Origin of the sequence: Leuconostoc falkenbergense, assembly GCF_014634805.1 — a bacterium.
Classification (GTDB): domain Bacteria; phylum Bacillota; class Bacilli; order Lactobacillales; family Lactobacillaceae; genus Leuconostoc; species Leuconostoc falkenbergense.
This window is the reverse complement of the sequence record NZ_BMBS01000035.1, coordinates 1-22,691: the sequence shown is the minus strand read 5'-3', so window position 1 is coordinate 22,691 and position 22,691 is coordinate 1. Positions and strand designations below refer to the sequence as shown.

Sequence of the window (22,691 nt, the reverse complement as noted above, 5' to 3'; positions counted from 1 at the left end):
GATAAGCATCGAAAGCCACTCATTATTCATTCAGATATGGGGTCACAATACACGAGTGCTGAGTTTAATATTAAATGTCAAAATTATGGCTTGAAACATTCATATTCACTCAAAGGCCATCCGTACGATAATGGCCGTATGGAAGCGTTTCATTCAATATTGAAGCGTGAAGAGGTTTATTTGAAGGCATACCAAACATTAACTGAAGTCCAAGCAGCCATTGGTTGGTATATCAATTTTTATAATAGTAATCGTATCTCAAATGTTGCTTAATTAACTGAATAAAAATAGTCCAGTTTATTGACTTCTGAGCAATCGTGATGAAATTGATGAAGCTGTGAGACATTATTATGATTAACAATGTTTAAGAAAGTGTTAAGCTGAAAACAACATCATAACAGTGTGAAATAATGAAAGCGTGTGAACATGCTTTTTTATTTATCTTCAAACACTGCTTACTTGCTGGTAAGGATAAATTATGAAAGTACAAAAAATAGAAACATCCAAAGGTAAAACATGGGAGGTAGACGGCTACCTAATCAATGGTGGTCAGAAAGTTAGAGTTAAAAAACGTGGCTTTGATAGTAAGCAGAGCGCTAGACAGTGGTTTAATAATGAGAGTGTACTGTTTGAGAATGGCGAAAGTCGATACAATAAAAAAACAACTCCCGACATAATGACCGTCAAAGAGTTGTATGATATGTGGTTAGAAACTTATCAGCATACCGTTGAAGAGAGTACACTTAATAAAACAATGAATGTATTTGACGTGCATGTCATCCCCAAATGGGGGAATACATTGGTATCAGATATTAAACCACTTGATTTACAGCTTTATATTAACACAATGCAGGGCAAGATATTGCATTATCGTAAGATAACAGGCTATTTTAGGCGATTATTAAACATCGCAGTCAGAATGGATATGATAGCTGTGGATCCATTTACTAAAATTGAAATGCCACGAGAGCGCAGGCAACTCAATAAACCCAAGCAATTCATGGATGTGGACGAGTTCAAAGCGTTTATAGATGTTCTGGATAATCAATATAGCCAGATAAACCAACAGGCATATACATTGCTTAGATTAGGCGCTTTCACGGGGATGAGAACCGAGGAATTACTGGCTTTGCAGTGGCAACATGTTGATTTTGATAATGGCTATATAATGATTGTTCAAGCGTTAGGACGTGGTTTAAATGGTAGCACCTACATCAAAGAACCAAAGAGTGTCACAAGCAGGAGAACATTAAAGATTGATAGTAATATGTTGTCCATATTAGCTAGTTGGTATGATTCTACCTCATATAATAGGAAGACAGACTTTGTTTTTAGTTATCAAGGACGGACATTACAGGTCATGAGACCAAATAAGTGGTTGCATGATGTCAGTGATAAATACCATGTTGCGGTTGGTTTATCCATGCATAAGCTAAGGCATACGTGGGCGACATTAGTGCTTGACCAGGGAGCTACGGTTAAACAGGTACAGACTTATTTGGGACATGCAGATGTATCAATGACGTTAGATGTTTATAGTGATATAAACAAGCGTGCCAGTGATGACACGGGTAATATCTTAGCAAAGTTGGAAATTTAGGGAAACAAAGTGGTAAAAACCGCCATGAGTGTTGATATGACAGGTGTGTAGTAACTCCCGTTAACTCCAATTAAGCTGTTTTACCGTTATTGTCGGTAAACAGCTTTTTTGATTGTTAACCTTGATGTGAACGATCTGATTATGAACGATTAGCTCATCAGAAGTAGGGTGTTATCTTAATCATTTGGTGAATAGTTTTTATTAATTACCAATCGGCTACCAAAGGGATCTGCTAACCAAATTTGATTCGGTTTTGTTGATAGATTTTGATCATGCAATGATTGATTCAGGATTTTAAATAGTTTTTCGTCAATTGTGACGGCCCAGTTGACTAAACCATTCTCATCAGGATGTCGTTGTGTTAGGTCAGAACCAAACCACGTATTATAGGCGTGGTGATGGTGATAGGCGTTGTGAGAGTAGAAGTGTGCGCTGCCCGCGATTTTAGCAGTTAATGACATTTGTAACTGGTCAATAAAAAAAGCATCACCTTTACGAACACTATCACCAACGAAGTGTAGATGGCCAATCATCATACCAACAGGAAAACCCGACCAACCTGCTTCTTTAGCTTGCAATAGCGCTAAGACATCTACTGCTTTTGTACCCATTTTGACTAATCCTTGGTCCCATTGCCACAATGTTTGTTGACGATCGTGATAGAGCTCAATGCCGTTGCCGTTAGGATCATTTAAGTAAAAGGCCTCACTGACGTCGTGGTCACCTGATCCTAATGGATATTCGGCCAAAATTAAGCGTTCTATCAAACTTGCCAAGCTTGCTTTGTTGGGGAAAAGTAACGCAAAATGATACAAACCTTGTCGTTGCTGTGCGGTTTTTTGACCTGAAAATGATAATGTTAAAAAAGGCTGATCTTGATGTGTAAAAGCATAAGAAAACTGACTTGGACTTTCTTCCTTTTCAACAAGTCCTAGCATATCGCGATAAAAGATACGCATGCGATGTTCATCATCTGCCATCAAACTGATGTGGCTAATTTTATAATCTACGTTAAGCATAAAATCTCCATTTACTTACTATTTATTAGTATAATAATATAATTCAAGACTTTTGTCTAGTTTCTTAGTTGTTTGGCTGTTATTCTGCAAATAAATAAAAAATTTAAATCAGGTCTTGACGCAAATAAAATGACTGTTATAATAATATTGTAAGCGTTTTCATGTGTGTGTGATTCGTTTATAGTCTGATACCGTACAATCAGATTACTCCTTAAACAGCACAACATTGTGCCAATTGATCAACGATGAGACTGACAAATTCATCGTTGATTTTTTGTATTTTTATGATAATTGTTATTTTTCTTTATATAATATACAAAATATTGTTAATTAGTTTATTATGTATTTTTGGTCTACGTTTTTGTTAATTTCTGTAATGTCTGTGTAACATAAAGCAGGCACAATGGAAGACATGATAAAGAGAATATTGATTGCAAGCGCCACAATGACGGGAGTTGCATTGGGTGCATTGGGAACACAACTACAAACAGAAAACCAGCCAACAGATGCGGCTAGTCTTGACCAAAAAGTCGACGTAAAAGCAGTTGACGTAGCCGCTGAATCTCTGGCTGATGTTAAAACAATTGCATTACCCAAAGCACAAGTATCAAAGCCTTCAGAGAAAACTGAAGATAGCACTGATAAACAATCAGCGGCTAGCTCTGAAAATGTATCATCACAAAATGAAACTAATCAGACATCGACCGTAACTGAGGTTAGTACTGCTGCTGTAAAGACAGACAACGTTGATAATGTTTCATCAACCAATAATAGCCAAACCTCAGTGACCGCGGTTTCACAAACCCAGTCCACTACGCCAGCAGTATCTGCAGATATTCAATGGTTAATTCAACGTGAAAGTGGTGGTAATCCAAATGCTCAAAACGGTCCCTATTATGGTATCGGTCAATTAACTGAAGCTTACTATGCGCAATACGTTCCCGGCCAAGACTACCGTGGTAATTACGCGGTTCAGTTAGAAGCTATGCAAAAGTATATTGCTGCACGTTATGGTTCAGTTGCTAACGCAATTGCACATTGGCAAGCCAATAATTGGTATTAATAAAACGCGTAACCCGTCTCACGGGTTTTTTTGTTATAATAGATAGAGAAACAAACGAGATGAAAGATGGATATGATGCGCTTAGAACACTTTACACCGACATATATGGTCGAACGAATATATGATTTAACAGTCGATGATTTAAAAGCGCATGGGATTAAAACCGTGCTCGCAGATTTAGACAATACATTGCTGGCGTGGAACAATCCTGAGGGTACACCCGAATTACGTCAATGGTTACAGGACCTACGTGATGGCGGTATTGAACTAATTGTAGTATCAAACAATACGACAAAGCGAGTGGCTAAGGCAGTTGCACCGCTGAACGTAAATTTTGTTTCATGGTCGCTAAAGCCTTTGCCACGTGGCATACTACATATACTAAGGACTCATCATCTTAAGCGCGACGAAGTAATCATGGTTGGCGATCAAATGCTGACTGACGTTTGGGCTGCGCACAGTGCGGGCATTAGAAGCGTTTTGGTGCAGCGTTTAATTGAGTCGGATATGTGGCAAACATGGCTTAATCGCAGTATCGAAAAGTATATTAAAAAAATTGTCTTTAAAGCACATCCATATTTGAAATGGGAGAAAACATTACGTGACAACTGAAATCACTGACGAGTACGTTCAAGCACAATTAGATGAAGGCTTACGCTGTATCGGCTGTGGGGCATTAATGCAAATTACTGACCCAGAAAAAGCTGGATATTTACCATTAAGCGCCTTAAAAAAAGCCATTGATAGCGATGCACTTTTCTGTAAGCGCTGTTTTAGATTACGTCATTATAACGAAATCCAACCAGTCGAATTGACTGATGATGATTTTGCCAGATTATTGCACCAAATTTCTGATACGAATGCGCTGATTGTCTACGTTATGGATTTGTTTGATATGACTGGTTCTGAAATTGCCGGTTTGCCACGTTTTGTAGGTGAAAACAATCCTATTTTAGTGGTGGGAAATAAAGTAGATTTGCTTCCTAAATTGTTAAATCAAAATCGACTAAAGCAATGGTTGCAAACTATGCTTAAAGCTCAAGGAATTAAGCCAGCTGACATTTTTTTAACTTCGGCTGCGCATCCTAAAAACATAGACGCATTACTTGAACGTGTCGACCAATTAAGATTGGATCGTGATGTTTACGTAGTGGGTGTGACTAATGTTGGCAAATCAACGCTGATCAACCAGATTATTAAGTCACGGACGGGTGTTCAGGACTTGATAACGACTTCACGTTTTCCAGGGACCACATTGGACCGCATTGAAATTCCGTTAGCAGATGGTCATCAGTTAATTGACACGCCAGGTATTATCAAACGCGAACAAATGGCACATGTTATTGCCGATAAAGATTTGAAGTATGCGCTGCCAAAGAAAGAGATTAAACCGCGTACTTATCAGCTCAATCCAGAACAGACGTTGTTCTTAGGTGGGCTGGCTAGGTTTGATTTTGTGAGTGGTGAACGGACAGCTGTCACGGCTTATTTTGAAAATAATTTAAATATCCACCGCACTAAATTAAATGGCGCAGATGCATTTTATAATCGACATGTTGGTGAATTACTAACACCAGCGCCACTGAATTTAACAGCTTCGCCGCTTGTCAAACGCGAATTCAATATCATTGAAAAAAGTGATCTTGTTTTTGCAGGATTAGGTTGGATTACCGTACCAGCAGGCATTAAAGTTGCTGGTTGGGTACCAGAGGGCGTTGATGTGCTAATTAGAAAGGCTATGATTTAATGACACTTACAGGAAAACAAAAACGTTTCTTACGTTCACAAGCAAACACATTATCACCCATTTTTTCGGTTGGTAAAAATGGTTTAACGACAACTTGGCTAGAGGAATTAGTGATGGCGATTGCTAAGCGTGAACTAATCAAAATCAGCTTACAGCAAGGGTCTGAAGAAACGGTTGATTCAGTGGCTAACTATATCGAAACGCACTCAAATATTTCAGTCGTTCAAACAATTGGTCGAACAGTGATCTTATATTTACCAGCAGTAGAAGAGAAATATCAGAAAGTTTCAGTTGCTTTAGAAAAAATCTAAGGGTGTCAATATGCTAGAAACAGTAACCATTGCGCCACAAGTCCAAACGGAAACAGCGCCTCAAAAAGAAAAAAAACGAATCGGTATTTTTGGTGGGACGTTTAATCCACCACATATTGGTCAACTCGTTTTAGCTGAAAGTGTTGGGCGACAATTGGGACTTGAAAAAGTTTATTGGATGCCAAATGCACAACCCGTTGATGGCACACATGCTAGTGCCATTGCACCGTCTTATCGTATGCAAATGGTTCATTTGGCAATTACCGACAATGCGTTTTTCGATATTGAACTTTTGGAAATTCGTAATGGTGGCGAGTCGCATACCTTTGATACGATGCGCGAATTAGTCTCATTGCATCCTGAGAATGAATACTATTTTATTTTAGGAGCAGAAAAAATTAAAACATTAGCAACTTGGGATCATATAGACGAGCTGAGTCAACTGGTTACTTTTGCTGCTGGTGTGCGCGAAGGGCAATCTACTTCATCAGATTACCCAGTATTGTGGTTTAACGTGCCGGATATTCGTGTCAGTGCATCAGAAATTCGGACAAGAATTAGAATGAATCAAAGTATTAATTATTTGGTGCCAGAACGTGTGGCCCTATTTATGCAAGAATATAATTTATATCGAGGATTTTATGACTAAATATTTTGATGGCAGTATTGCTCAACTCGAAGAAAAAGTTAAGGATCGGTTGTCAGATTACCGTTTTCAACATGTACGTCGTGTGCGAGATTATGCTATTCAATTAGCGGAAGCAAATGGTGTTGATCCCGATCAAGCAGAGGTAGCAGCGTTAGTTCATGACTATGCTAAAGAGCGCTCGGATAGTGACTTTATAGCTGTTATTAAACGCAAAAAAATGGATCCCGATTTAATGAACTGGGGCAATTATATTTGGCACGGTGTCGTTGGTGCTGAAATGATTCATGATGAACTAGGAATTACGGATTCTGATATTTTAACGGCTGTTCGTGAGCATACTACTGGTGCTGGAGCAACGATGAGTAAGCTTTCACAAGTGATTTTCATGGCAGACTATTTGGAAGTGGGTCGTGATTTTGATGGCGTCCAAGTGGCAAGAGATATTACTAAACAGTCCCTTGAGCAGGGTGTGAAATACCAAATTGTGCATACGTTGGCACGATTGGTGAAAAAAGAAACGCCAATTTATCCCAAATCATTGGAAACTTATAATTACTGGGTTAGGAAAGAAAACTAAAATATGACAACAATTTTAAATGTGAACACAGTTTTGGAAACAGCAGTTGCGGCAGTTGATGCCAAAAAGGCTAATAATATTGTAGCGCTAGATATGCGTGAAGTGAGCTTGATGGCAGATTACTTTGTGATTGCCGATGCTGCCTCTACCAGACAAGTACAAGCCATTGCGACGGAAGTGAAAGATAAAATTGAGGCTGCCGGTGGTGAAGTGCGATTTACAGAAGGTTTTCGTGAAGGACAATGGGTATTGATGGACTTAGGTGACGTTATCGTACACATTTTTGATACTGAAAGTCGTGATTTTTATAATTTGGAACGATTGTGGCATGATGCGCCATATGTTGATTTAACGAGTTTATTAGTAGAAGATTAAACAGGCTGGGACACCTTGTGCCAGTTTTTTTATGTTAAAATTGAGATTATGACTAAGAACATTAATGATAATTACACAACTTTTGCTGCTAAGTATGACCAGCTATTTGATTCAGACATGTATCAGGATTGGTTACTCTATGTAAGGGAACACACCACTGCTACAAGTGTACTTGATCTTGGTGGTGGCGCTGGAAGGTTAGGCGTTTTGTTAGCAGAACACCAGTATCAAGTCACGGTTTTGGACTTGTCACCAGATATGTTGTCTTTGGCGCAGATGCATGCTAATCATGCTGACGTTGATTTGACACTTTTGCAGGCAGATATGCGTGAATTTAGTGATTGGTCGACGACATATCCACTTATTGTCAGTTTTGCAGATGCCTTAAACTATTTACCAACTATTGCTGATTTAGAGGCAGCGTTGTTCCAAGTCTTTGATCATTTGACTGATGGTGGCATGTTCCTGTTTGATGTGATTACACCTTATCAAATTAATGTTGGTTATGATAATTACTACTATAATAATGACGATGATCCAGAAAATATTTTAATGTGGACTAGTTTTGCTGGAGATGAAATTAACAGCGTCGATCATGATCTTAAATTTTTTGTTTATGATGAAACGATTGATGGTTTTAAAATTATGCGTGAAATTCATCATGAGCAAACGTATAATTTGGCTACTTATCAACAGTTGTTACAAAAAGTTGGTTTTAAAAACATTGAAGTTAGTGCCGATTTTGGTCGTGATGAGATTCATGAAGATACGACGCGTTGGTTCTTTAAGGCGGTGAAACCATGAAAGCAGTTGGCTTAGTCACGGAGTATAATCCTTTTCATAACGGTCATATCTATCACATTGAAGCAGCCAAAGCTGCAACTGGGGCTGATGTTGTTGTTGCTGTCATGTCTGGCAATTTTGTTCAACGCGGTGAACCAGCACTTATTGATAAATGGCATCGAGCGCAATTAGCTTTAGCACATGGCGTTGATTTGGTAATCGAGTTGCCGACTTTTTTTGCAGTACAACCAAGTCATCTGTTTGCCGATGGCGCGATTCAATTGTTAACCGCTTTAGGTGTGAGACAAGTTGTGTTTGGTAGTGAGCACGCTGATGTTGATTTTTTGTCTTTGGCACAAAAGGCACCAGACGTTAATCAAAATGATCAATTTAAGCAACATAATCAAACGTTCGCGAGCGTATACGCACAACAACTTTCAGACAAAACTGGTTTTGAGTTAAAAGAACCCAACGATATTTTGGCTTTGGGATACGCAACAGCGGTGTTGAAACAACAATCGCCCATTGAATTAATACCAATTCAACGCGTAGCTGCCGGGTATCACGAGTTACATTTTTCAGAAACACAAGAAATTGCTTCTGCCTCTGCCATTCGTCTGGCGCTTCACAAAAATCGTGTTGAAAAAATCAAAAATGTGGTGCCGAATGATGTTTATCAAACGCTAAACACTCAAGCATCGACAATCAATTTTGAAGAAAAATTTTGGCCACTGCTACAGTATCGTATTACAACTGATACGGTTGGTCAGCTAGGGCAAGTCTACCAAATGGCGGAAGGATTGGAACATCGTTTGGCCTCAGTTATGTTAACAGAACCGGCGCCTACGAATTACCAGAATTTTATTAAAAGAACTAAATCAAAACGTTATACATTTGCCCGAATGCAGCGAACACTATTGTACACATTGCTGAATGTCAAGGTTGACCAAATGCAGGCGGCCATGCAAGATCCTTATTTGCGCGTTTTGGGTTTCACGCCGAATGGTCAACAGTATTTGAATGAAATCAAAAAGCAGGTAACGTTGCCATTAATCAGTAAAGTGGATAATAATTTAGCTAGAGCCCAATTACGTTTAGACTATAAAGCCGGTAAACTGTGGCAACTCCTTGCAGATCATTCGATTGATCAGCAAGATGTCACACGTGCCCCAATATTTGTGGAGAAATAAAATGAAATATGCGAAGAATCAATTATTAAAATATCGTCAAAAACCTTTGGTGTTAGCAGAACAGTTAAATCTTGAAGCTGTTGCCAAACAACGTTTTCCAGAAACTGTTTTAGCCTTGTCACCTTTAGAAGTTGCGGGTCAAGTCAGCTATTTGGATAACGACGATATTATTCTAACGATGACGGTTACAGGTACGATTACCGTACCCTCGTCACGTTCTTTAGAGGCAGTTAAATTGCCAGTTGAAGTGACAATTGATGAACGATACATTGAAGATGCTACACGCCTATCAGATTTTGAAGAAACAGAAGCTGTATTTCTCCTTGAAAATGATGTATTGAACGTTGATGATGCTATTTTAGACAATATTATTGCTACTCTGCCACTACAAATTTTGACAGCGGAAGAAAAAGATAGTGATATTTTGCCCTCTGGAAAAGACTGGCATGTCATCAGTGAAGAAACATATAAGAATGAGAAAATGAGTGATAATGGCGTCAAATTAGACCCTCGTTTAGCAAAATTAGATGATTTTTTCAAAGAATGAGAAAACACTTGCAAAAAATATCAAAATCATCTAAACTAAAGTGAGTAATAGAATATAATATAGACTCGGTTTAGACCGATTTAAAATGTTGAGGACAAAAAATGAGTAAAGTATTAATTGTTGAAGATGAGGAAAACTTGGCAAAGTTTGTTGGTCTCGAACTCAAGCATGAAGGATATGAAGTTGAAACGGTGCACGATGGCCGCTCAGGTTTAGATTTAGCACTAGAAAATGATTATGATGTTATTTTGCTTGATTTGATGTTGCCAGAGTTGAATGGTTTGGAAGTTGCACGTCGCCTTCGCGAAGCAAAGAAAACGCCAATTATCATGATGACAGCTCGAGATTCAGTAATTGATCGCGTTTCTGGTTTGGATTACGGTGCTGACGATTACCTAGTTAAGCCTTTTGCTATTGAAGAGCTTTTAGCTCGCATTCGCTCGCTTTTGCGTCGTATTGCTATTGAGACAGAAGTGAATGACAAGCATCGTTCAATCATTAATTTTAAAGATTTGCGTATCGAAAAGGAAAACCGCATTGCCCGTCGGGACGACCAAATTATCAATTTGACTAAACGTGAATATGATTTGTTATTGACGCTCGTTGAAAACATCAATGTTGTACAGTCTCGTGAGCAATTGCTAAAAGAAGTTTGGGGATTTGACTCAGAAGTTGAAACAAACGTTGTTGATGTTTATATCCGATATCTTCGCAATAAGATTGATGACCCAGAAAGCAAAGCGTCATATATCCAAACAGTACGTGGTACCGGTTATGTTATGCGTAGCTGATTTTGGGAACTAAAATATGGATAATGATAGAAACACAACTGAAAAAGCCGCACGTCGCTTCTCACTGCGTTGGCAGTTAGCAATTGGAATGGCGTCTGGCTTTTTTGTTATCTTTATTATTTTTGCGCTCATTGTAACTTCCTTAGTTGAGAAGTATTATGGTAATCCACCTGATGCAATGATTTTTTGGCTGTGGGCAATTGTCATTATTGGTGGTTTTGCTATTTTTATGTTTGCTTTTTTGTTGACGCGATTAATCTTGAGACCAGTCACGTCAATTGAAAGTACGATTGAAGCGTTTGAAGATGATCCAATGACGGATGTGCGTGTTAGTGAAGTAGGCGCCAATGATGAATTTTCAGATTTAACACAGATTCTAAATCGTACGATTGATCGATTGCAAGGCTTAATTGGCGCGCAACAACAATTTGTTTCAGATGTGTCGCATGAATTGCGGACCCCAGTTGCCATTGTTAAGGGACATATGGAATTATTGAACCGCTGGGGCAAAGATGATCCAGAGGTGCTTGATGACTCAATAAAGTCTTCTCTTGCTGAAGTGCAACGGATGGAAACGCTCATCAATGAAATGTTAAACTTGACACGAGCAGAACAAATTCCAATCGAAAACATCAAAGAAATTACGGATGTTGGTGGTACTGTTAATCGCGTGTATGATAATTTTAAATTGATACATCCGGAATTCATTTTTACGCTTGATGACGATTTATCTCAACAAGCTGAAGTCAAAATTCAGCAGGATCATATGGAACAAATTTTGATTATCTTAGCAGACAACGCTGTTAAGTATTCACTCGATCGAAGAGAGATTCATTTTGCGTTGTCACAAACAGCCAATCGTGTGGAAATCGGTGTGCAGGATTTCGGGGAAGGTTTATCTGCTAAAGATTCTCAACGTGTGTTTGATCGCTTTTATCGTGTTGATAAGGCAAGATCTCGTGCCAAAGGTGGTAATGGTCTTGGCTTAAGCATAGCACAACGGTTGGTAGAAGCTTATGGCGGTGAGATTGCTTTGGAAAGTGCTGAAGGATCGGGTTCAATCTTCACAATTCATCTACCTTTGTACCATGAGGATGAAAATGAAAACACTGGAAATTAACGTATTTGGTGTTGTGCAAGGTGTTGGTTTTAGATGGTTTGCACAACAGGCGGCACAAAAAAATAGTATCGTAGGGTGGGTGAGCAACCGCAAAGATGGTTCTGTGACAATACAAGCCCAAGGAACAGAACAAAATATGGCGATGTTTTTAACTATTATTAAAAAAGGGCCGGGATTTTATAGTCGCGTTGATGACGTTGAAATTGAATCAATTGCGCCGTTCGAATCAAATGTTTTTGCTATTCGATACTAATTCTTGGTATAATTATAATTTGTAATTATACGATGATTTTTAAACACGGTTTTCGAGGAGAAACTTTGATTATGAAACAACTGAAGCGCGTTTTAACTATTGCGTTTGTGATTTTGGATATTGTTTTACTGACGGGTGGCTATGATCAAAATAGTCGTATGTATCGTTGGATTGGTCATCCACTTGCTGAGGTAATGACCAACATTGCTCACTATATTGGTGGGGTTGATGGCATCGGTTGGGCAATTGTGATTATCACAGCTATTTTACGTTTGATTTTGTTACCATTTTTCTTGAATCAACAAGTGAATACAACAATTAATCAAATTAAAATGCAGACACTGAAACCCGAAATTGATAAATTGCAGGCCATTTCACGCAAAGCTGGGACACCAGAAGAGCAACAAAAGGCTAGTATGTCAATGATGTCACTTTATCGAGAAAACGATGTGAGTGTCATGGGCGGTATGTCCTTTTTGACAATGGCGATGCAACTGCCAGTCTTTTCAGGATTGTATTCAGCCATCTTGCATGCGCCAGCCCTAAAAGGCGCTTCATTCTTCAATTTTGATCTTGGTAAGCCTCAGCTTGTCTTTGCGATTATCGCCGGTATTATTTATTTAGCTCAAGCATGGTTAATGATGCAACACATGCCACAAGAGCAGCGTAAAACTTCAGCAGCCATGATGTTTATTAGTCCAGTCATGATTTTTGGTTTTGCGATGATTGCCAGCGGTGCAATTGGTCTTTATTTTGTGGTTGGTGGTATCTTTGCTTTAATCCAATCATTGATTCAACATTTGCAACGGCCGGGCCTTGAAAAGCGTGTGGCTGGTGAGTTTAAGATTAAAAAAACTGCTGATGATTTAATGGCTGAAGCAGCTGCCAAACCAGCTAACCCTTCAATTCTCAATAATACTCAAGCTCCTGGAAAGCCATCTCAAACAAATCAAAGCAAAAAAGGGCGCAATGCAGGTAAACAGAAGCGTTAAAATTATAGTAAACTTTGAGTGTCAACAAGCATAGAAAGAAAAGTACATGGAAAGAATTATTTCAAATCAAAATTCACGCGTTAAGGCATGGGCAAAGTTGTCATCAAAAAAGGGCAGATTAGAAAATCACACCTACTTACTTGATGGCTGGCATTTGGTGGAAGAGGCCGTTAAGGCGAACGCTAAGTTTCATGCAGTCATGGCAACATCATCACAAATGACACTACATTTGCCAGAAGTACCACATGGTGTACCCGCTTTTGAAATCAGTGAAGAAGTTGCTAAACATATTGCTGGCACTAATACGCCACAAGGTATTTTTGCAGAAATCAGTTTGCCAGAAAAAACATTCGACCCCGCATACGTTCATGATGGTGCGTGGCTATTGCTTGACCAAATTCAAGATCCCGGTAATGTTGGAACGTTAGTTAGAACAGCTGATGCTGCTGGTTTTAAAGGTGTTGTACTAGGTGAAGGCACCGCAGATGCTTTTGCACCTAAAGTAGTACGAGCTATGCAAGGCTCCCAATTTCACTTAGAAGTTTTAAATGGTGATCTCAATCAATGGGTTGATGCGTTGACAAATAATGGTTTGCCAGTATATGGTTCTCAGTTGAATGAAGCAGCGCAATCATATCGTGACATTGAGTCAAGCACACAGTTTGGATTGATTTTAGGTAACGAAGGTCAAGGTATGTCCGATGAACTGGCAGCTAAAACGACGGCTAATTTGTATATTCCGATTCAAGGACAAGCAGAGAGCCTGAATGTAGCCATCGCTGGTGGTATTTTGATGTTTAGTTTGTCTTTGGGGAATGAATAACTGAGTTGCTGTTTCTCTAAAACTAGCGATTTAGGGATGAATTTGCTATAATAGAAATATCGATTTAAGTAGAGGTTATGATTGTGGAAAAGACACTCACCGTTGCTTTGATTGTCGTGGGCTTTATGCTTATCGTCACAGTCATGATGCAACCTAGTAAACAACAAGACGCGTTATCAGCTTTATCTGGTGGTGCTGGCGATTTGTTCGCTGAACGCAAGTCACGAGGATTTGAAGCAGTTATGCGCCGTGCAACGTCTGTTCTTGGGGCGCTATGGTTCATTATTGGTTTTGCGCTGATGTACATTTCAGCCCATTAAAAAACGAATTGGTCAGTTTACGCTTTTTTCGTAGACTGACTTTTTTTATATCGAATGTTGCTTCATTAAGAAGCAAATAATTAATTTAAAAGGAAAACACATGCATTTAGAAGAATTAAAAGCACAGCTGAAAGGGTTTTTGAAAGCCAATTCATCACAGTCTTTTTCAGCACAAAATTTAGCTGATGGCTTACGTATGACTGATGCTGCCGGCTATAAACAAGTGGTTAATGCACTGAACGCGCTCGTTCGGGGTGGAGATGCACTTGATCATGAACAACACTATCAGTACAATCCGAATGCAGGTTATACGTTTGGTGAGTACCGTGCTAATGACAAAGGATTTGGCTTTGTCAAATATGACGACGAATTACCTGATTTTTTTATCAATCCTGAAAACACGTTGCAAGCAATGCAAGGTGACAGTGTTCGAGTCGAAACGATTAAACCGTCGCCTTCACCGGACCGTGGTCCTGAAGGTAAAGTGGTTGAAATTTTGGCGCACACTTACGAGAGAATTGTGGGCACTTTTTCGCTTGGGTCTGATGCTAAGGACATGATTGGCGAACTTACGATTAGCGATAAAAAAGCGATGAGCTTCAAGGTTTTAGTTAGTGGAGAGGGCTTGACGCCAAATGATGGTCAGGTTGTTGTGGCTGAAGTTGTACGTTTTCCCGATCAAATTCACCCCAAAGAGCTCGTAGCAACCGTTACAGAGACACTTGGTTACAAAGATGAACCAGGAATGGATATTTTGCAGATTGTTTACAGCAAAAAAGTTCCCAATGAGTTTCCTGCTGATGTGTTAGCGGATGCTGGTAAAATACCAACAGATGTACCAGATTCTGAATGGGCTGGTCGTGAGGATATCACAGAGCAAACATTGGTGACAATCGACGGTGCAGACACCAAAGATATTGATGATGCGGTTGTTGCTTGGAAGCTAGACAATGGTAATTATCATTTAGGTGTTCACATTGCTGACGTTTCTCATTATGTAACAGAAGGCTCTAGCATTGATCGCGAAGCGTATAATCGTGGCACGTCAGTGTATTTGACAGATCGTGTTATTCCAATGTTGCCACGTAATATTTCTAATGGTATTGCTTCGCTTAATCCCAATGTTGTCCGTTTAGCAATGTCAGCTGAAATGGAAATTAATCCACAAGGTAAAGTTGTTAATCATCGCTTACATACTTCTGTTATGAAGTCACATGCTCGCATGACGTATGATGCAGTAAATAAAATTCTCGAAGGGGATGTTTTTGTCCAAGAAGAATATGCAAACTTAGTACCTATGTTCAAAGTGATGGGGGAGTTGCATGATATTTTGTACAATATGCGTAAGCAACGAGGAGCCATTGAGTTTGACGCACCTGAGGCACAAATCATTGTTGATGACGAGGGTAAAGCCGTCGACATTAAGTTGCGTGAACGTGGTACGGCTGAACGTATGATTGAATCCTTTATGTTGGCAGCAAACGAAACTGTTGCCGAGCATTTTGACAAATTAGAAGTACCATTTTTATATCGTATTCATGAAACACCTGATGCAGAACGTGCCAAATCATTCTTTGAATTTTCAAAGGCTTTAGGACATCCAGTGATTGGGGATCCAAACAAAGTGACACCAATTATGCTGCAAAAACTAATGAATGATGTTGCGGGAGATCCTGCCGAACAAATGATTTCGACAATGATGTTGCGTGCGATGAAGCAAGCTAAGTATTCACCGGATCCAGTTGGACACTTTGGTTTGGGCGCTGATTTTTATACACACTTCACCTCACCAATTCGACGCTATCCCGATTTAACTGTGCACCGATTGATTAAATGGTATGCTCAAAATGGCTATGGTGTATCAGCACAAGAAAAGTATGCCAGCCATCTTGGCCAAATTGGTGAAGATACTAGTACTCGTGAGCGTCGTGCTATTGACACAGAACGTGATGTTGACGCACTCAAAAAAGCTGAATATATGCTTGATAAGATAGGACTAGAGTTTGACGGTGTTGTCAATTCGGCTCTGAAATTTGGTCTATTTATTAGTCTAGAAAACACTGTTGAAGGACTGGTACATATATCAAATCTGACAGATGATCATTATGAGTACGATGAGTCACACGCAGCACTGATTGGACGATCTAAACACCATATTTTCCAAATTGGTCAAAAAGTTCGGGTGAAAGTGATTCGTGTCAATAAGGATGAACGAACAGTTGACTTTATGTTGGTCAATCCGCAAGATGCACCAACCACTACTATACGCGTTGCTTCTCAATCACATGGCAAATTTGGGAAGGGACGAAACCGCGATGAACGTCGTAAAAATGAACGACGTGGCAAGTCAGAAGGTCCAAAAACTAAACGAGGACCATTGGACAGCAAACAGGGGCACAAACGAGATAGTAAACGTAATTTCTAAGGTGGTTTTGAATGGCAAAGAAAAAACAGAATGAACAATATCTTGCTCAAAATCGAAAAGCTAGGTTTAATTATGCAATTTCAGAAACCTTTGAGGCGGGTATTTCACTGACAGGGACAGAAATCAAGTCAGTGCGTGCCTCACAAATTACAATTAGTGATGGCTTTATTACAATACATGATGGTAATGCCTTGCTAACCAATGTCCATATTGCTTCATATGCACAGGGAAATCAATTTAATGTTGACCCCTTACGTACACGGCAACTTTTACTTCACAAGCGAGAAATTGCCACACTAGCAAAAGCTGCACAAGAACAGGGTGTGACAATCGTACCCCTTAAAGTTTATCTGAAACATGGTTTTGCTAAAATTCTGATTGGCATTGGACGTGGTAAAAAGAAGTATGATAAGCGTACTGACATTAAAAAGCGTGATCAAGATAGAGAACTAGCACGACGTTTTAAAAATTAAATTCGATTATCAGTAATAACCGTTTAGTAGCCATCATCACTATTGACCGGAACTCTAATAATCGCTATACTTAATGTATGTGAAAATAGAGTTTCACAAGCTGAAAGGAAATGCTAACATGATAGTTACAATCATTTCAGCGCTCTTCGCAATTGTGATTGGTTATGGTATTGGCTATTATATGCGTAAATCTCAAGATGCACGCCAAGTAGCTTCTACTAAACAAATTGCAGCTAACATTCTTGAACAAGCAAATAAAGAAGCTAAAAGTTTAAAACGTGCAGCTGAAGTTGATGCCAAAGATTTGGCTCAGACTTATCGCAATCAGGTCGACGACGCATTTAAAGACCGTCAAACGCAGTTGCAACAACAAGAACAAAGGCTTGAAGACCGTATCAGTAACCTCGATAAGAAAGATGCGGCCCTCAATCAACGTGATGCTTCTCTGATTCAAAAAGAGAATCAGGTCCAGACACGTTTGGACGATGCAGAAAAGAAACACACGGTTGCCCAAAATTTGATGGTATCACAACAGGAAAAGTTAGAGGAAATCGGTCAACTTTCTCCAGATGATGCTAAAGAACAAATTTTAAGTAAAACAAAGACAACGCTCGTACGTCAGCGTGCTGCTTTGATTAAGGAAGCACAAGATGATGCAACGAGTGAAGCTGAAAAGCGAGCACGTAATATCGTCGTGCAAGCGATTCAGCGGTCGGCAGCAGATGCGGTGGCTGATGTTACTGTATCTGTTGTGAACCTACCAAGTGAAGATATGAAAGGTCGAATTATTGGTCGTGAAGGCCGCAATATTCGAACACTAGAGTCTTTGACTGGTATTGATTTGATCATTGATGATACACCTGAATCAGTTGTCTTGAGTGGTTTTGACCCTGTTCGTCGAGAAATTGCCAAAATGGCGCTTGACGCATTAGTGGCAGACGGCCGAATCAATCCTTCTCGCATCGAAGAGATGGTTGAAAAGTCACGACGCCAGATGGATGAAACCATTCGTGAAAAAGGTGAACAGACCGTATTTGAATTAGGTCTACGCGGTATTCACCCTGATTTGATCAAAATGATTGGACGTATGAATTATCGAACTTCATATGGACAAAATGTGCTCCAGCATTCAATCGAGGTCGCAAAACTTGCGGGAATGATGGCAGCAGAGCTTAAAATGGATGTCGCGCTTGCGAAGCGCGCTGGTTTATTACACGATATTGGAAAAGCGGTTGATGCTGAAGTTGAAGGATCACATGTTGAGTTGGGTGTTCGATTGGCAGAAAAATTTGAAGAAAAGCCGATTGTGATTAATGCAATAGCCTCTCATCATGGTGATGTTGAGTCAATTTCCCCAATTTCAGATTTGGTTGCAGCAGCGGATGGCATTAGTGCAGCTCGACCTGGGGCTCGTAGTGAGTCGTTAGAAAATTACGTTCAGCGTTTGAAGGACTTGGAAGCAATTGCTAACAATTATCCTGGCGTACACTCTGCTTATGCAATACAAGCAGGACGAGAAATCCGCGTCATTGTTGAACCTACTAGAGTTAATGATTTACAGGCCACAGTTTTGGCACATGATATTAAATCAACTGTTGAAGAAAAGTTGGACTATCCTGGTCATGTCAAGATTACGATTATTCGTGAAACGCGTGCTGTGGACTATGCCCACTAATTACAATTAATTGAAGTGTAAAATCAAGTTAAAAAAAGTCGTTCATTGAACGATTTTTTTTGTTATAATTAACCTAATTGAAAACGTTTTATTTTTCATAAAAAGTTAACAAAACGTGATTTTAATAGCATCAACAAGGAGGAGTATATGGAACCTGGACAACTTGCTTTACTGATTTTCGCCGTTGCATTTTTAATTCTGGTGATTTTTATCGGTATTTTCTTGATGCGTTTAACACGATCGTTAGGTGTTATTACGCTGGACGTCGATACAATTGCAAGGTCAAGTAATGAGATACTTGGTAATGCCAACACATTGCTGAACGATGTGAATGGCAAAGTTAAAAAACTTGACCCTACTATCCAAGCGGTGGCTGACTTGTCGGAAACGGTATCACATCTCAATAGTTCGGTGCAAAATGTTACGAACCGATTATCGAGTGCAAAAGCTACGGCCGGTGCTGGAGCAGGTGGTGTAGCAGCTGCAGTTGCAAAGAAAGCAACGTCTGCTGCGATGAACAAATTCAAATCAAAAAAGACGGAGGTCTAACATATGTCAAAAGCAAAAGGTTTATTTTTCGGAATTTTGGCTGGCGCGGCAGCGGTTGTTGCTTTTAAAGCCTTACCTAAAGCAAAGCAGGATCAACTAACTGAAAAAGCGCAGGAAACAGGTGTATTACTACGTGATAAAGCTTATGATGCTGCCTATGCTGCTGCGGATTTAGCAGGAGATGTTACGGAGAAAGCAAAGGCTAAAGCCACAGAACTCAAGTCACAAAGTCAAGAAAAGTATGGCGATCAGTTAGATTCAGCTTCTGGTAAGCTCAAGGAAATTACTGATCAAGCAGCACCGTATGTTGATAAGGCGAAAGACTTTGTATCTCCTTATGTTGCTAAAACACAGGATGCAATTGCCGATTTGCGTGACAAGTTTGCTAGTGAAGACATTGAATTAACGCAAGACGATGTTGATTTGGAATCCGCACTCGCTGATTTGGCTGATGAAGAGAAAGCAGATGAAACAGTTGCAGAGAAAACTTCTGCCGATGTGGAAGAAGTTTCTGCAGAAAAAGCCGTTGATGAATTAACTGACGAAACACCAAAGGCAAACTAATTTAAAAGCTGAACACCTTATAATAGGTGCTCAGCTTTTTTTGTATTGGCAAAGTGTAATTTGGCAAATTGATTAAGGTCTTTGCCATCACGCAGTAGTTGTGCGGCAACTTCATCAACTGCATGCCCTGCGCCAATGGGGAGTGGCATTCCTGCAGATTCGCTAAGCTGTTTGAGTGAATTAAGTTCAACCACTCTAGATAGAATGGAAGCAGCGGCAACGCTTAAATGGTATTGTTCACCTTTCGTCGTGAAGTAAACGTTTTCTGCAATAATACGTGGTTGATGAGACTTGTTAAGATAACGATAATAGGTATCGCGTTGTGCAAATTGATCAATTAAAATTGCTCGTGGTTTTGTTGGTGCAATTTTGTCAAGCACTTTTGCCAAAGCAAAATTGTGCGAAATTGCTTTCATTTGATTGACATTATTATTGGGTTGCAACTGATTGTACTTTTCTGGCATCAAATTAACGACATGATGTGGCAGACGTGCAATTATTTCTGGTGCAATGGCTCTCATTTTTTGATCAGTTAAGGTTTTTGAATCCGCAATACCCAATTGACGGACCCAGTCAAGATCGTCTTCACTGACAAAAACGGCAGCAGTCGTTAATGGACCAAAATACGCACCGGCACCCACCTCATCAGATCCCAAAACAGACCAATTTTTAAAATCAATTGGAATACTGTCCGAATTGTGGTTTGTTTTACTTTTAGGTGTCAGAGTTTGCCATTTGGCTGCTTCAAGACTATGTCCTTTACCTTGAAACATAACTTTGCCAGATTGGTAGCCTGTAATGTGTGTCGTGGGGGTGCGGGCTGAAAAAATAGCACCATTGGGAATCACGTTATTGCTATACTTGGCATAATATTGAGCCATCTTTTGTAATTGTCCGGAAGAAACTTGAATAACTGTTTGCATATTAGCAAGTATAGCAGTTTTCATGGTTGAGGTCGATAACTTGTGTTGCCGATTATCCTGTTTAAGTGTGATGACAAAGTCGAGACTGTAAAAACATGTTGACGAGAGGCATTTTTTTCGGTATACTTAATATTTGTTATGGCGCTATGGTCAAGTGGTTAAGACGTCGGCTTCTCAGGCCGAAATCGAGGGTTCGACTCCCTCTAGCGCTACTAGGTATTTCATGGCGTTGCATAAGGTTTCAAAAACCTTGATGTAGCGCCTTTTCTTATGAAAAACGTTGCACTGTATTTCATAGCATTTCACACAAAATGGGAAACTTTTAGGGAAACATTTTAAATACGCAAGTAGGCAGTGTAACGGCATTTAAGCCGTTTTTTATTTGCAAAAGTGGGAAACATTTAGCACATCATAAAAATGTGGTACATAATCAGAATATATACGAATAAAAATGTATATATACAGTATAATATTCATAGAATACTAAGTGATAGGGGGCTATGGGTATGACAAAAGTAAAACGTAGTATAGCTGGAGCATTAAATACAAATGCCAAAATTAAACATTTGAAAAGTCCCGTAATTAACTTTTGGTAATGACAAAAAATAAAAATGAGGTGTGATCGTGGCAGATAGAACAGATAAGATGTTGAGAGATTATTTTTCAGGTAGATTGAAGTTAATGGCAGAGGTTGAGCCACGATACAACCAGGACATTGCAGACATTACATTTTGTTTGTCAGTCATCAAACCAGAACATAGTGAAGTCATCAAACGATATTACAGCGATAAGTTTATAACGTGGGAAGAAGTTGTGAGTGAAGCAGGTAAAAGCTATTCACAGTTAAAAACATGGCGCAATGACTTTAAAACGTTATTGAATGTGATGACACAACACGGGGATGAATTTATCAAGCTGAGACATGAAGCATTACAAGTGTAGTGCTTTTTTGTTTACAATAAAAAACACCCCCGCCCCCTTGTTACTAGATTGTAGAGCACACACATACCGTTGCCTTATAAAAATGTTGAATTTTGAAAAGTTTTTTTATAGGGGGGGTTATCCCACAATCGTTGATATAAAGGCTTTTATCAATTTCTGTACAAAACACAGGAATGCTGTTATATCAACGTTTACAGCTTACTGATTTCTAAAATGGGCATAGTTTATCACTACTGCCACAAGGGGTACATCATATTTAACGTAAAAACTACCCCCTAAACCCACCCTAGTTTTTGGAGTTAGGGTTACTTTAGCTACCACTTTTAAGCCTATTTTTGAGTCAAGAACCCTTTAACGTTGCTAGATTAACCTTGTCAAGACCCCCCTATAAAAAATAATCGAAAATTGTTGTTTCGACACAAGACGAGCCCTATGTGTGCGCTCTCCGAGACAGCAAAGTGGGGCGGGGGTGTAAATTATATAAGACTACAAGTGTAAACTAAAATTATTTACTGCTTATCATCCCCGTATAATTTGTTATGTCACTTTGTTTCAGAGTGCTAAAATGGGTCACAGATATTTTGTTGTCCCTCAAGTGGATAACGCCAGCTATCGCAGAGAGTTATAGGGGATGTTTGTTATCGTTTGAAACGATAGCGAGATAGTCCGAGGTCGTTTGAAACGACCAAGAGATGAGTTCGTTATAAATTTGATTGATAACGGATATAATCTCATCCCCGTATCAGTGCTTAAGATATAGCTGGTGTATTTGTTTTAAAACAAGCTAGATAGCGTGTAAATTTGCGTTGTATCTATTGTTGAGTGTATTTATACCAGACAGACATTAAACGCTTAAAATGGCTGTAACAGCGTAATGAAATGCATAACAAAAGGCACGGACTAGTGAAGTGAACCCCAATAGTTGGACAAAATAAAATTAATTAACTAACAGACTCAGTGGTGAGTTGTCGATATTGAAC

Annotated in this window: 26 protein-coding genes and 1 tRNA gene; 25 read left to right on the top strand and 2 right to left on the bottom strand. The window is 39.3% G+C overall.

Annotation, left to right across the window (positions count from 1 at the left end; translation table 11 throughout):
• Both IEU71_RS07805 and IEU71_RS07800 read left to right on the top strand, forming a co-directional pair.
• On the top strand, nt 1-273 hold a 273-nt coding region (locus IEU71_RS07805), incomplete at its 5' end, for an integrase core domain-containing protein (RefSeq protein WP_188349637.1).
• A 205-nt stretch (nt 274-478) separates the two neighbouring features.
• The gene (locus IEU71_RS07800; protein ID WP_004911930.1) at nt 479-1,600 is read left to right on the top strand and encodes a tyrosine-type recombinase/integrase; all 1,122 of its coding nucleotides are present in this window, start codon (nt 479-481) and stop codon (nt 1,598-1,600) included.
• A 176-nt stretch (nt 1,601-1,776) separates the two neighbouring features.
• Here IEU71_RS07800 and IEU71_RS07795 read toward each other — a convergent pair whose 3' ends face one another.
• Complete coding sequence (locus IEU71_RS07795) at nt 1,777-2,619, bottom strand: VOC family protein (RefSeq protein ID WP_004911931.1); 843 nt, start codon at nt 2,617-2,619, stop codon at nt 1,777-1,779.
• 412 nt (nt 2,620-3,031) lie between these two features.
• On the opposite strand from IEU71_RS07795, the gene IEU71_RS07790 reads away from it, so the two are divergent.
• From IEU71_RS07790 to IEU71_RS07690, 21 genes are all read left to right on the top strand, one after another.
• A complete protein-coding gene (locus tag IEU71_RS07790; protein WP_233127284.1) occupies nt 3,032-3,682 on the top strand; it encodes an aggregation-promoting factor C-terminal-like domain-containing protein in 651 nt (216 codons plus the stop codon).
• Between the two features lie 75 nt (nt 3,683-3,757).
• A complete protein-coding gene (locus tag IEU71_RS07785) occupies nt 3,758-4,294 on the top strand; it encodes a YqeG family HAD IIIA-type phosphatase (RefSeq protein ID WP_031941039.1) in 537 nt (178 codons plus the stop codon).
• Nucleotides 4,284-5,429: a ribosome biogenesis GTPase YqeH gene (gene yqeH, locus IEU71_RS07780; protein ID WP_004911939.1), complete on the top strand. Its 1,146-nt coding sequence runs from the start codon at nt 4,284-4,286 to the stop codon at nt 5,427-5,429. The genes IEU71_RS07785 and yqeH overlap by 11 nt, the downstream gene beginning before the upstream one ends.
• A complete protein-coding gene (gene yhbY / locus IEU71_RS07775; protein ID WP_004911944.1) occupies nt 5,429-5,740 on the top strand; it encodes a ribosome assembly RNA-binding protein YhbY in 312 nt (103 codons plus the stop codon). Before yqeH ends, yhbY begins: the two co-directional genes overlap by 1 nt.
• 10 nt (nt 5,741-5,750) lie before the next feature.
• Nucleotides 5,751-6,389 carry a nicotinate-nucleotide adenylyltransferase gene (locus IEU71_RS07770; RefSeq protein ID WP_036068535.1) on the top strand — a complete coding sequence of 213 codons (639 nt, stop codon included), beginning with the start codon at nt 5,751-5,753 and terminating at the stop codon, nt 6,387-6,389.
• Nucleotides 6,382-6,966, top strand: a complete 585-nt coding sequence (gene yqeK, locus IEU71_RS07765; RefSeq protein WP_004911952.1) for a bis(5'-nucleosyl)-tetraphosphatase (symmetrical) YqeK — start codon at nt 6,382-6,384, stop codon at nt 6,964-6,966. The genes IEU71_RS07770 and yqeK overlap by 8 nt, the downstream gene beginning before the upstream one ends.
• Nucleotides 6,967-6,969: 3 nt before the next feature.
• Nucleotides 6,970-7,341: a ribosome silencing factor gene (rsfS, locus tag IEU71_RS07760; protein WP_004911956.1), complete on the top strand. Its 372-nt coding sequence runs from the start codon at nt 6,970-6,972 to the stop codon at nt 7,339-7,341.
• Between the two features lie 48 nt (nt 7,342-7,389).
• Complete coding sequence (locus IEU71_RS07755; RefSeq protein WP_004911959.1) at nt 7,390-8,145, top strand: class I SAM-dependent DNA methyltransferase; 756 nt, start codon at nt 7,390-7,392, stop codon at nt 8,143-8,145.
• Nucleotides 8,142-9,314, top strand: a complete 1,173-nt coding sequence (locus tag IEU71_RS07750) for a nucleotidyltransferase (RefSeq protein ID WP_004911961.1) — start codon at nt 8,142-8,144, stop codon at nt 9,312-9,314. The genes IEU71_RS07755 and IEU71_RS07750 overlap by 4 nt, the downstream gene beginning before the upstream one ends.
• A 1-nt stretch (nt 9,315) precedes the next feature.
• Nucleotides 9,316-9,861, top strand: a complete 546-nt coding sequence (locus IEU71_RS07745; protein ID WP_004911965.1) for a DUF177 domain-containing protein — start codon at nt 9,316-9,318, stop codon at nt 9,859-9,861.
• Between the two features lie 101 nt (nt 9,862-9,962).
• Entirely contained in the window at nt 9,963-10,652 is a 690-nt protein-coding gene (locus IEU71_RS07740; protein WP_004911968.1) for a response regulator transcription factor, read from the top strand.
• Between the two features lie 16 nt (nt 10,653-10,668).
• A complete protein-coding gene (locus tag IEU71_RS07735) occupies nt 10,669-11,772 on the top strand; it encodes a sensor histidine kinase (RefSeq protein WP_004911972.1) in 1,104 nt (367 codons plus the stop codon).
• Nucleotides 11,753-12,025 (top strand): acylphosphatase, encoded by a 273-nt coding sequence (locus IEU71_RS07730; RefSeq protein ID WP_004911975.1) that lies wholly within the window; start codon nt 11,753-11,755, stop codon nt 12,023-12,025. The genes IEU71_RS07735 and IEU71_RS07730 overlap by 20 nt, the downstream gene beginning before the upstream one ends.
• A 71-nt stretch (nt 12,026-12,096) precedes the next feature.
• Nucleotides 12,097-13,017 (top strand): membrane protein insertase YidC, encoded by a 921-nt coding sequence (yidC, locus tag IEU71_RS07725; protein WP_004911978.1) that lies wholly within the window; start codon nt 12,097-12,099, stop codon nt 13,015-13,017.
• 46 nt (nt 13,018-13,063) lie between these two features.
• The gene (locus IEU71_RS07720; protein WP_004911980.1) at nt 13,064-13,840 is read left to right on the top strand and encodes a TrmH family RNA methyltransferase; all 777 of its coding nucleotides are present in this window, start codon (nt 13,064-13,066) and stop codon (nt 13,838-13,840) included.
• Between the two features lie 83 nt (nt 13,841-13,923).
• Nucleotides 13,924-14,160, top strand: a complete 237-nt coding sequence (gene secG, locus IEU71_RS07715; protein ID WP_277872951.1) for a preprotein translocase subunit SecG — start codon at nt 13,924-13,926, stop codon at nt 14,158-14,160.
• A gap of 100 nt (nt 14,161-14,260) precedes the next feature.
• Complete coding sequence (gene rnr / locus IEU71_RS07710; RefSeq protein ID WP_004911987.1) at nt 14,261-16,585, top strand: ribonuclease R; 2,325 nt, start codon at nt 14,261-14,263, stop codon at nt 16,583-16,585.
• A gap of 11 nt (nt 16,586-16,596) precedes the next feature.
• Nucleotides 16,597-17,058 (top strand): SsrA-binding protein SmpB, encoded by a 462-nt coding sequence (gene smpB, locus IEU71_RS07705; RefSeq protein WP_004911992.1) that lies wholly within the window; start codon nt 16,597-16,599, stop codon nt 17,056-17,058.
• A 118-nt stretch (nt 17,059-17,176) separates the two neighbouring features.
• Nucleotides 17,177-18,733: a ribonuclease Y gene (gene rny, locus IEU71_RS07700; RefSeq protein WP_004911994.1), complete on the top strand. Its 1,557-nt coding sequence runs from the start codon at nt 17,177-17,179 to the stop codon at nt 18,731-18,733.
• 147 nt (nt 18,734-18,880) lie between these two features.
• Nucleotides 18,881-19,282: a DUF948 domain-containing protein gene (locus IEU71_RS07695; protein WP_004911997.1), complete on the top strand. Its 402-nt coding sequence runs from the start codon at nt 18,881-18,883 to the stop codon at nt 19,280-19,282.
• 3 nt (nt 19,283-19,285) lie between these two features.
• Nucleotides 19,286-19,846 carry a hypothetical protein gene (locus IEU71_RS07690; RefSeq protein ID WP_004912001.1) on the top strand — a complete coding sequence of 187 codons (561 nt, stop codon included), beginning with the start codon at nt 19,286-19,288 and terminating at the stop codon, nt 19,844-19,846.
• A gap of 17 nt (nt 19,847-19,863) precedes the next feature.
• Here the strand turns inward: IEU71_RS07690 and rnhC are convergent, their stop codons facing one another.
• On the bottom strand, nt 19,864-20,769 hold the full coding sequence (rnhC, locus tag IEU71_RS07685) for a ribonuclease HIII (protein WP_036066638.1): 906 nt from the start codon (nt 20,767-20,769) through the stop codon (nt 19,864-19,866).
• A 140-nt stretch (nt 20,770-20,909) separates the two neighbouring features.
• On the opposite strand from rnhC, the gene IEU71_RS07680 reads away from it, so the two are divergent.
• Nucleotides 20,910-20,981 (top strand) — tRNA-Glu (locus IEU71_RS07680).
• A 412-nt stretch (nt 20,982-21,393) separates the two neighbouring features.
• A complete protein-coding gene (locus tag IEU71_RS07675) occupies nt 21,394-21,711 on the top strand; it encodes a hypothetical protein (protein ID WP_004912007.1) in 318 nt (105 codons plus the stop codon).
• The last annotated feature ends 980 nt before the right edge of the window (nt 21,712-22,691 follow it).

What these genes read in the sequence shown, in the direction of transcription:
- IEU71_RS07800 (WP_004911930.1), top strand. Translation starts at nt 479, where the DNA reads ATGAAAGTACAAAAAATAGAAACATCCAAAGGTAAAACATGGGAGGTA.
- IEU71_RS07795 (WP_004911931.1), bottom strand. Translation starts at nt 2,619, where the DNA reads ATGCTTAACGTAGATTATAAAATTAGCCACATCAGTTTGATGGCAGAT.
- IEU71_RS07790 (WP_233127284.1), top strand. Translation starts at nt 3,032, where the DNA reads ATGATAAAGAGAATATTGATTGCAAGCGCCACAATGACGGGAGTTGCA.
- IEU71_RS07785 (WP_031941039.1), top strand. Translation starts at nt 3,758, where the DNA reads ATGCGCTTAGAACACTTTACACCGACATATATGGTCGAACGAATATAT.
- yhbY (WP_004911944.1), top strand. Translation starts at nt 5,429, where the DNA reads ATGACACTTACAGGAAAACAAAAACGTTTCTTACGTTCACAAGCAAAC.
- IEU71_RS07770 (WP_036068535.1), top strand. Translation starts at nt 5,751, where the DNA reads ATGCTAGAAACAGTAACCATTGCGCCACAAGTCCAAACGGAAACAGCG.
- yqeK (WP_004911952.1), top strand. Translation starts at nt 6,382, where the DNA reads ATGACTAAATATTTTGATGGCAGTATTGCTCAACTCGAAGAAAAAGTT.
- rsfS (WP_004911956.1), top strand. Translation starts at nt 6,970, where the DNA reads ATGACAACAATTTTAAATGTGAACACAGTTTTGGAAACAGCAGTTGCG.
- IEU71_RS07755 (WP_004911959.1), top strand. Translation starts at nt 7,390, where the DNA reads ATGACTAAGAACATTAATGATAATTACACAACTTTTGCTGCTAAGTAT.
- IEU71_RS07750 (WP_004911961.1), top strand. Translation starts at nt 8,142, where the DNA reads ATGAAAGCAGTTGGCTTAGTCACGGAGTATAATCCTTTTCATAACGGT.
- IEU71_RS07745 (WP_004911965.1), top strand. Translation starts at nt 9,316, where the DNA reads ATGAAATATGCGAAGAATCAATTATTAAAATATCGTCAAAAACCTTTG.
- IEU71_RS07740 (WP_004911968.1), top strand. Translation starts at nt 9,963, where the DNA reads ATGAGTAAAGTATTAATTGTTGAAGATGAGGAAAACTTGGCAAAGTTT.
- IEU71_RS07735 (WP_004911972.1), top strand. Translation starts at nt 10,669, where the DNA reads ATGGATAATGATAGAAACACAACTGAAAAAGCCGCACGTCGCTTCTCA.
- IEU71_RS07730 (WP_004911975.1), top strand. Translation starts at nt 11,753, where the DNA reads ATGAAAACACTGGAAATTAACGTATTTGGTGTTGTGCAAGGTGTTGGT.
- yidC (WP_004911978.1), top strand. Translation starts at nt 12,097, where the DNA reads ATGAAACAACTGAAGCGCGTTTTAACTATTGCGTTTGTGATTTTGGAT.
- IEU71_RS07720 (WP_004911980.1), top strand. Translation starts at nt 13,064, where the DNA reads ATGGAAAGAATTATTTCAAATCAAAATTCACGCGTTAAGGCATGGGCA.
- rnr (WP_004911987.1), top strand. Translation starts at nt 14,261, where the DNA reads ATGCATTTAGAAGAATTAAAAGCACAGCTGAAAGGGTTTTTGAAAGCC.
- smpB (WP_004911992.1), top strand. Translation starts at nt 16,597, where the DNA reads ATGGCAAAGAAAAAACAGAATGAACAATATCTTGCTCAAAATCGAAAA.
- rny (WP_004911994.1), top strand. Translation starts at nt 17,177, where the DNA reads ATGATAGTTACAATCATTTCAGCGCTCTTCGCAATTGTGATTGGTTAT.
- IEU71_RS07695 (WP_004911997.1), top strand. Translation starts at nt 18,881, where the DNA reads ATGGAACCTGGACAACTTGCTTTACTGATTTTCGCCGTTGCATTTTTA.
- IEU71_RS07690 (WP_004912001.1), top strand. Translation starts at nt 19,286, where the DNA reads ATGTCAAAAGCAAAAGGTTTATTTTTCGGAATTTTGGCTGGCGCGGCA.
- rnhC (WP_036066638.1), bottom strand. Translation starts at nt 20,769, where the DNA reads ATGCAAACAGTTATTCAAGTTTCTTCCGGACAATTACAAAAGATGGCT.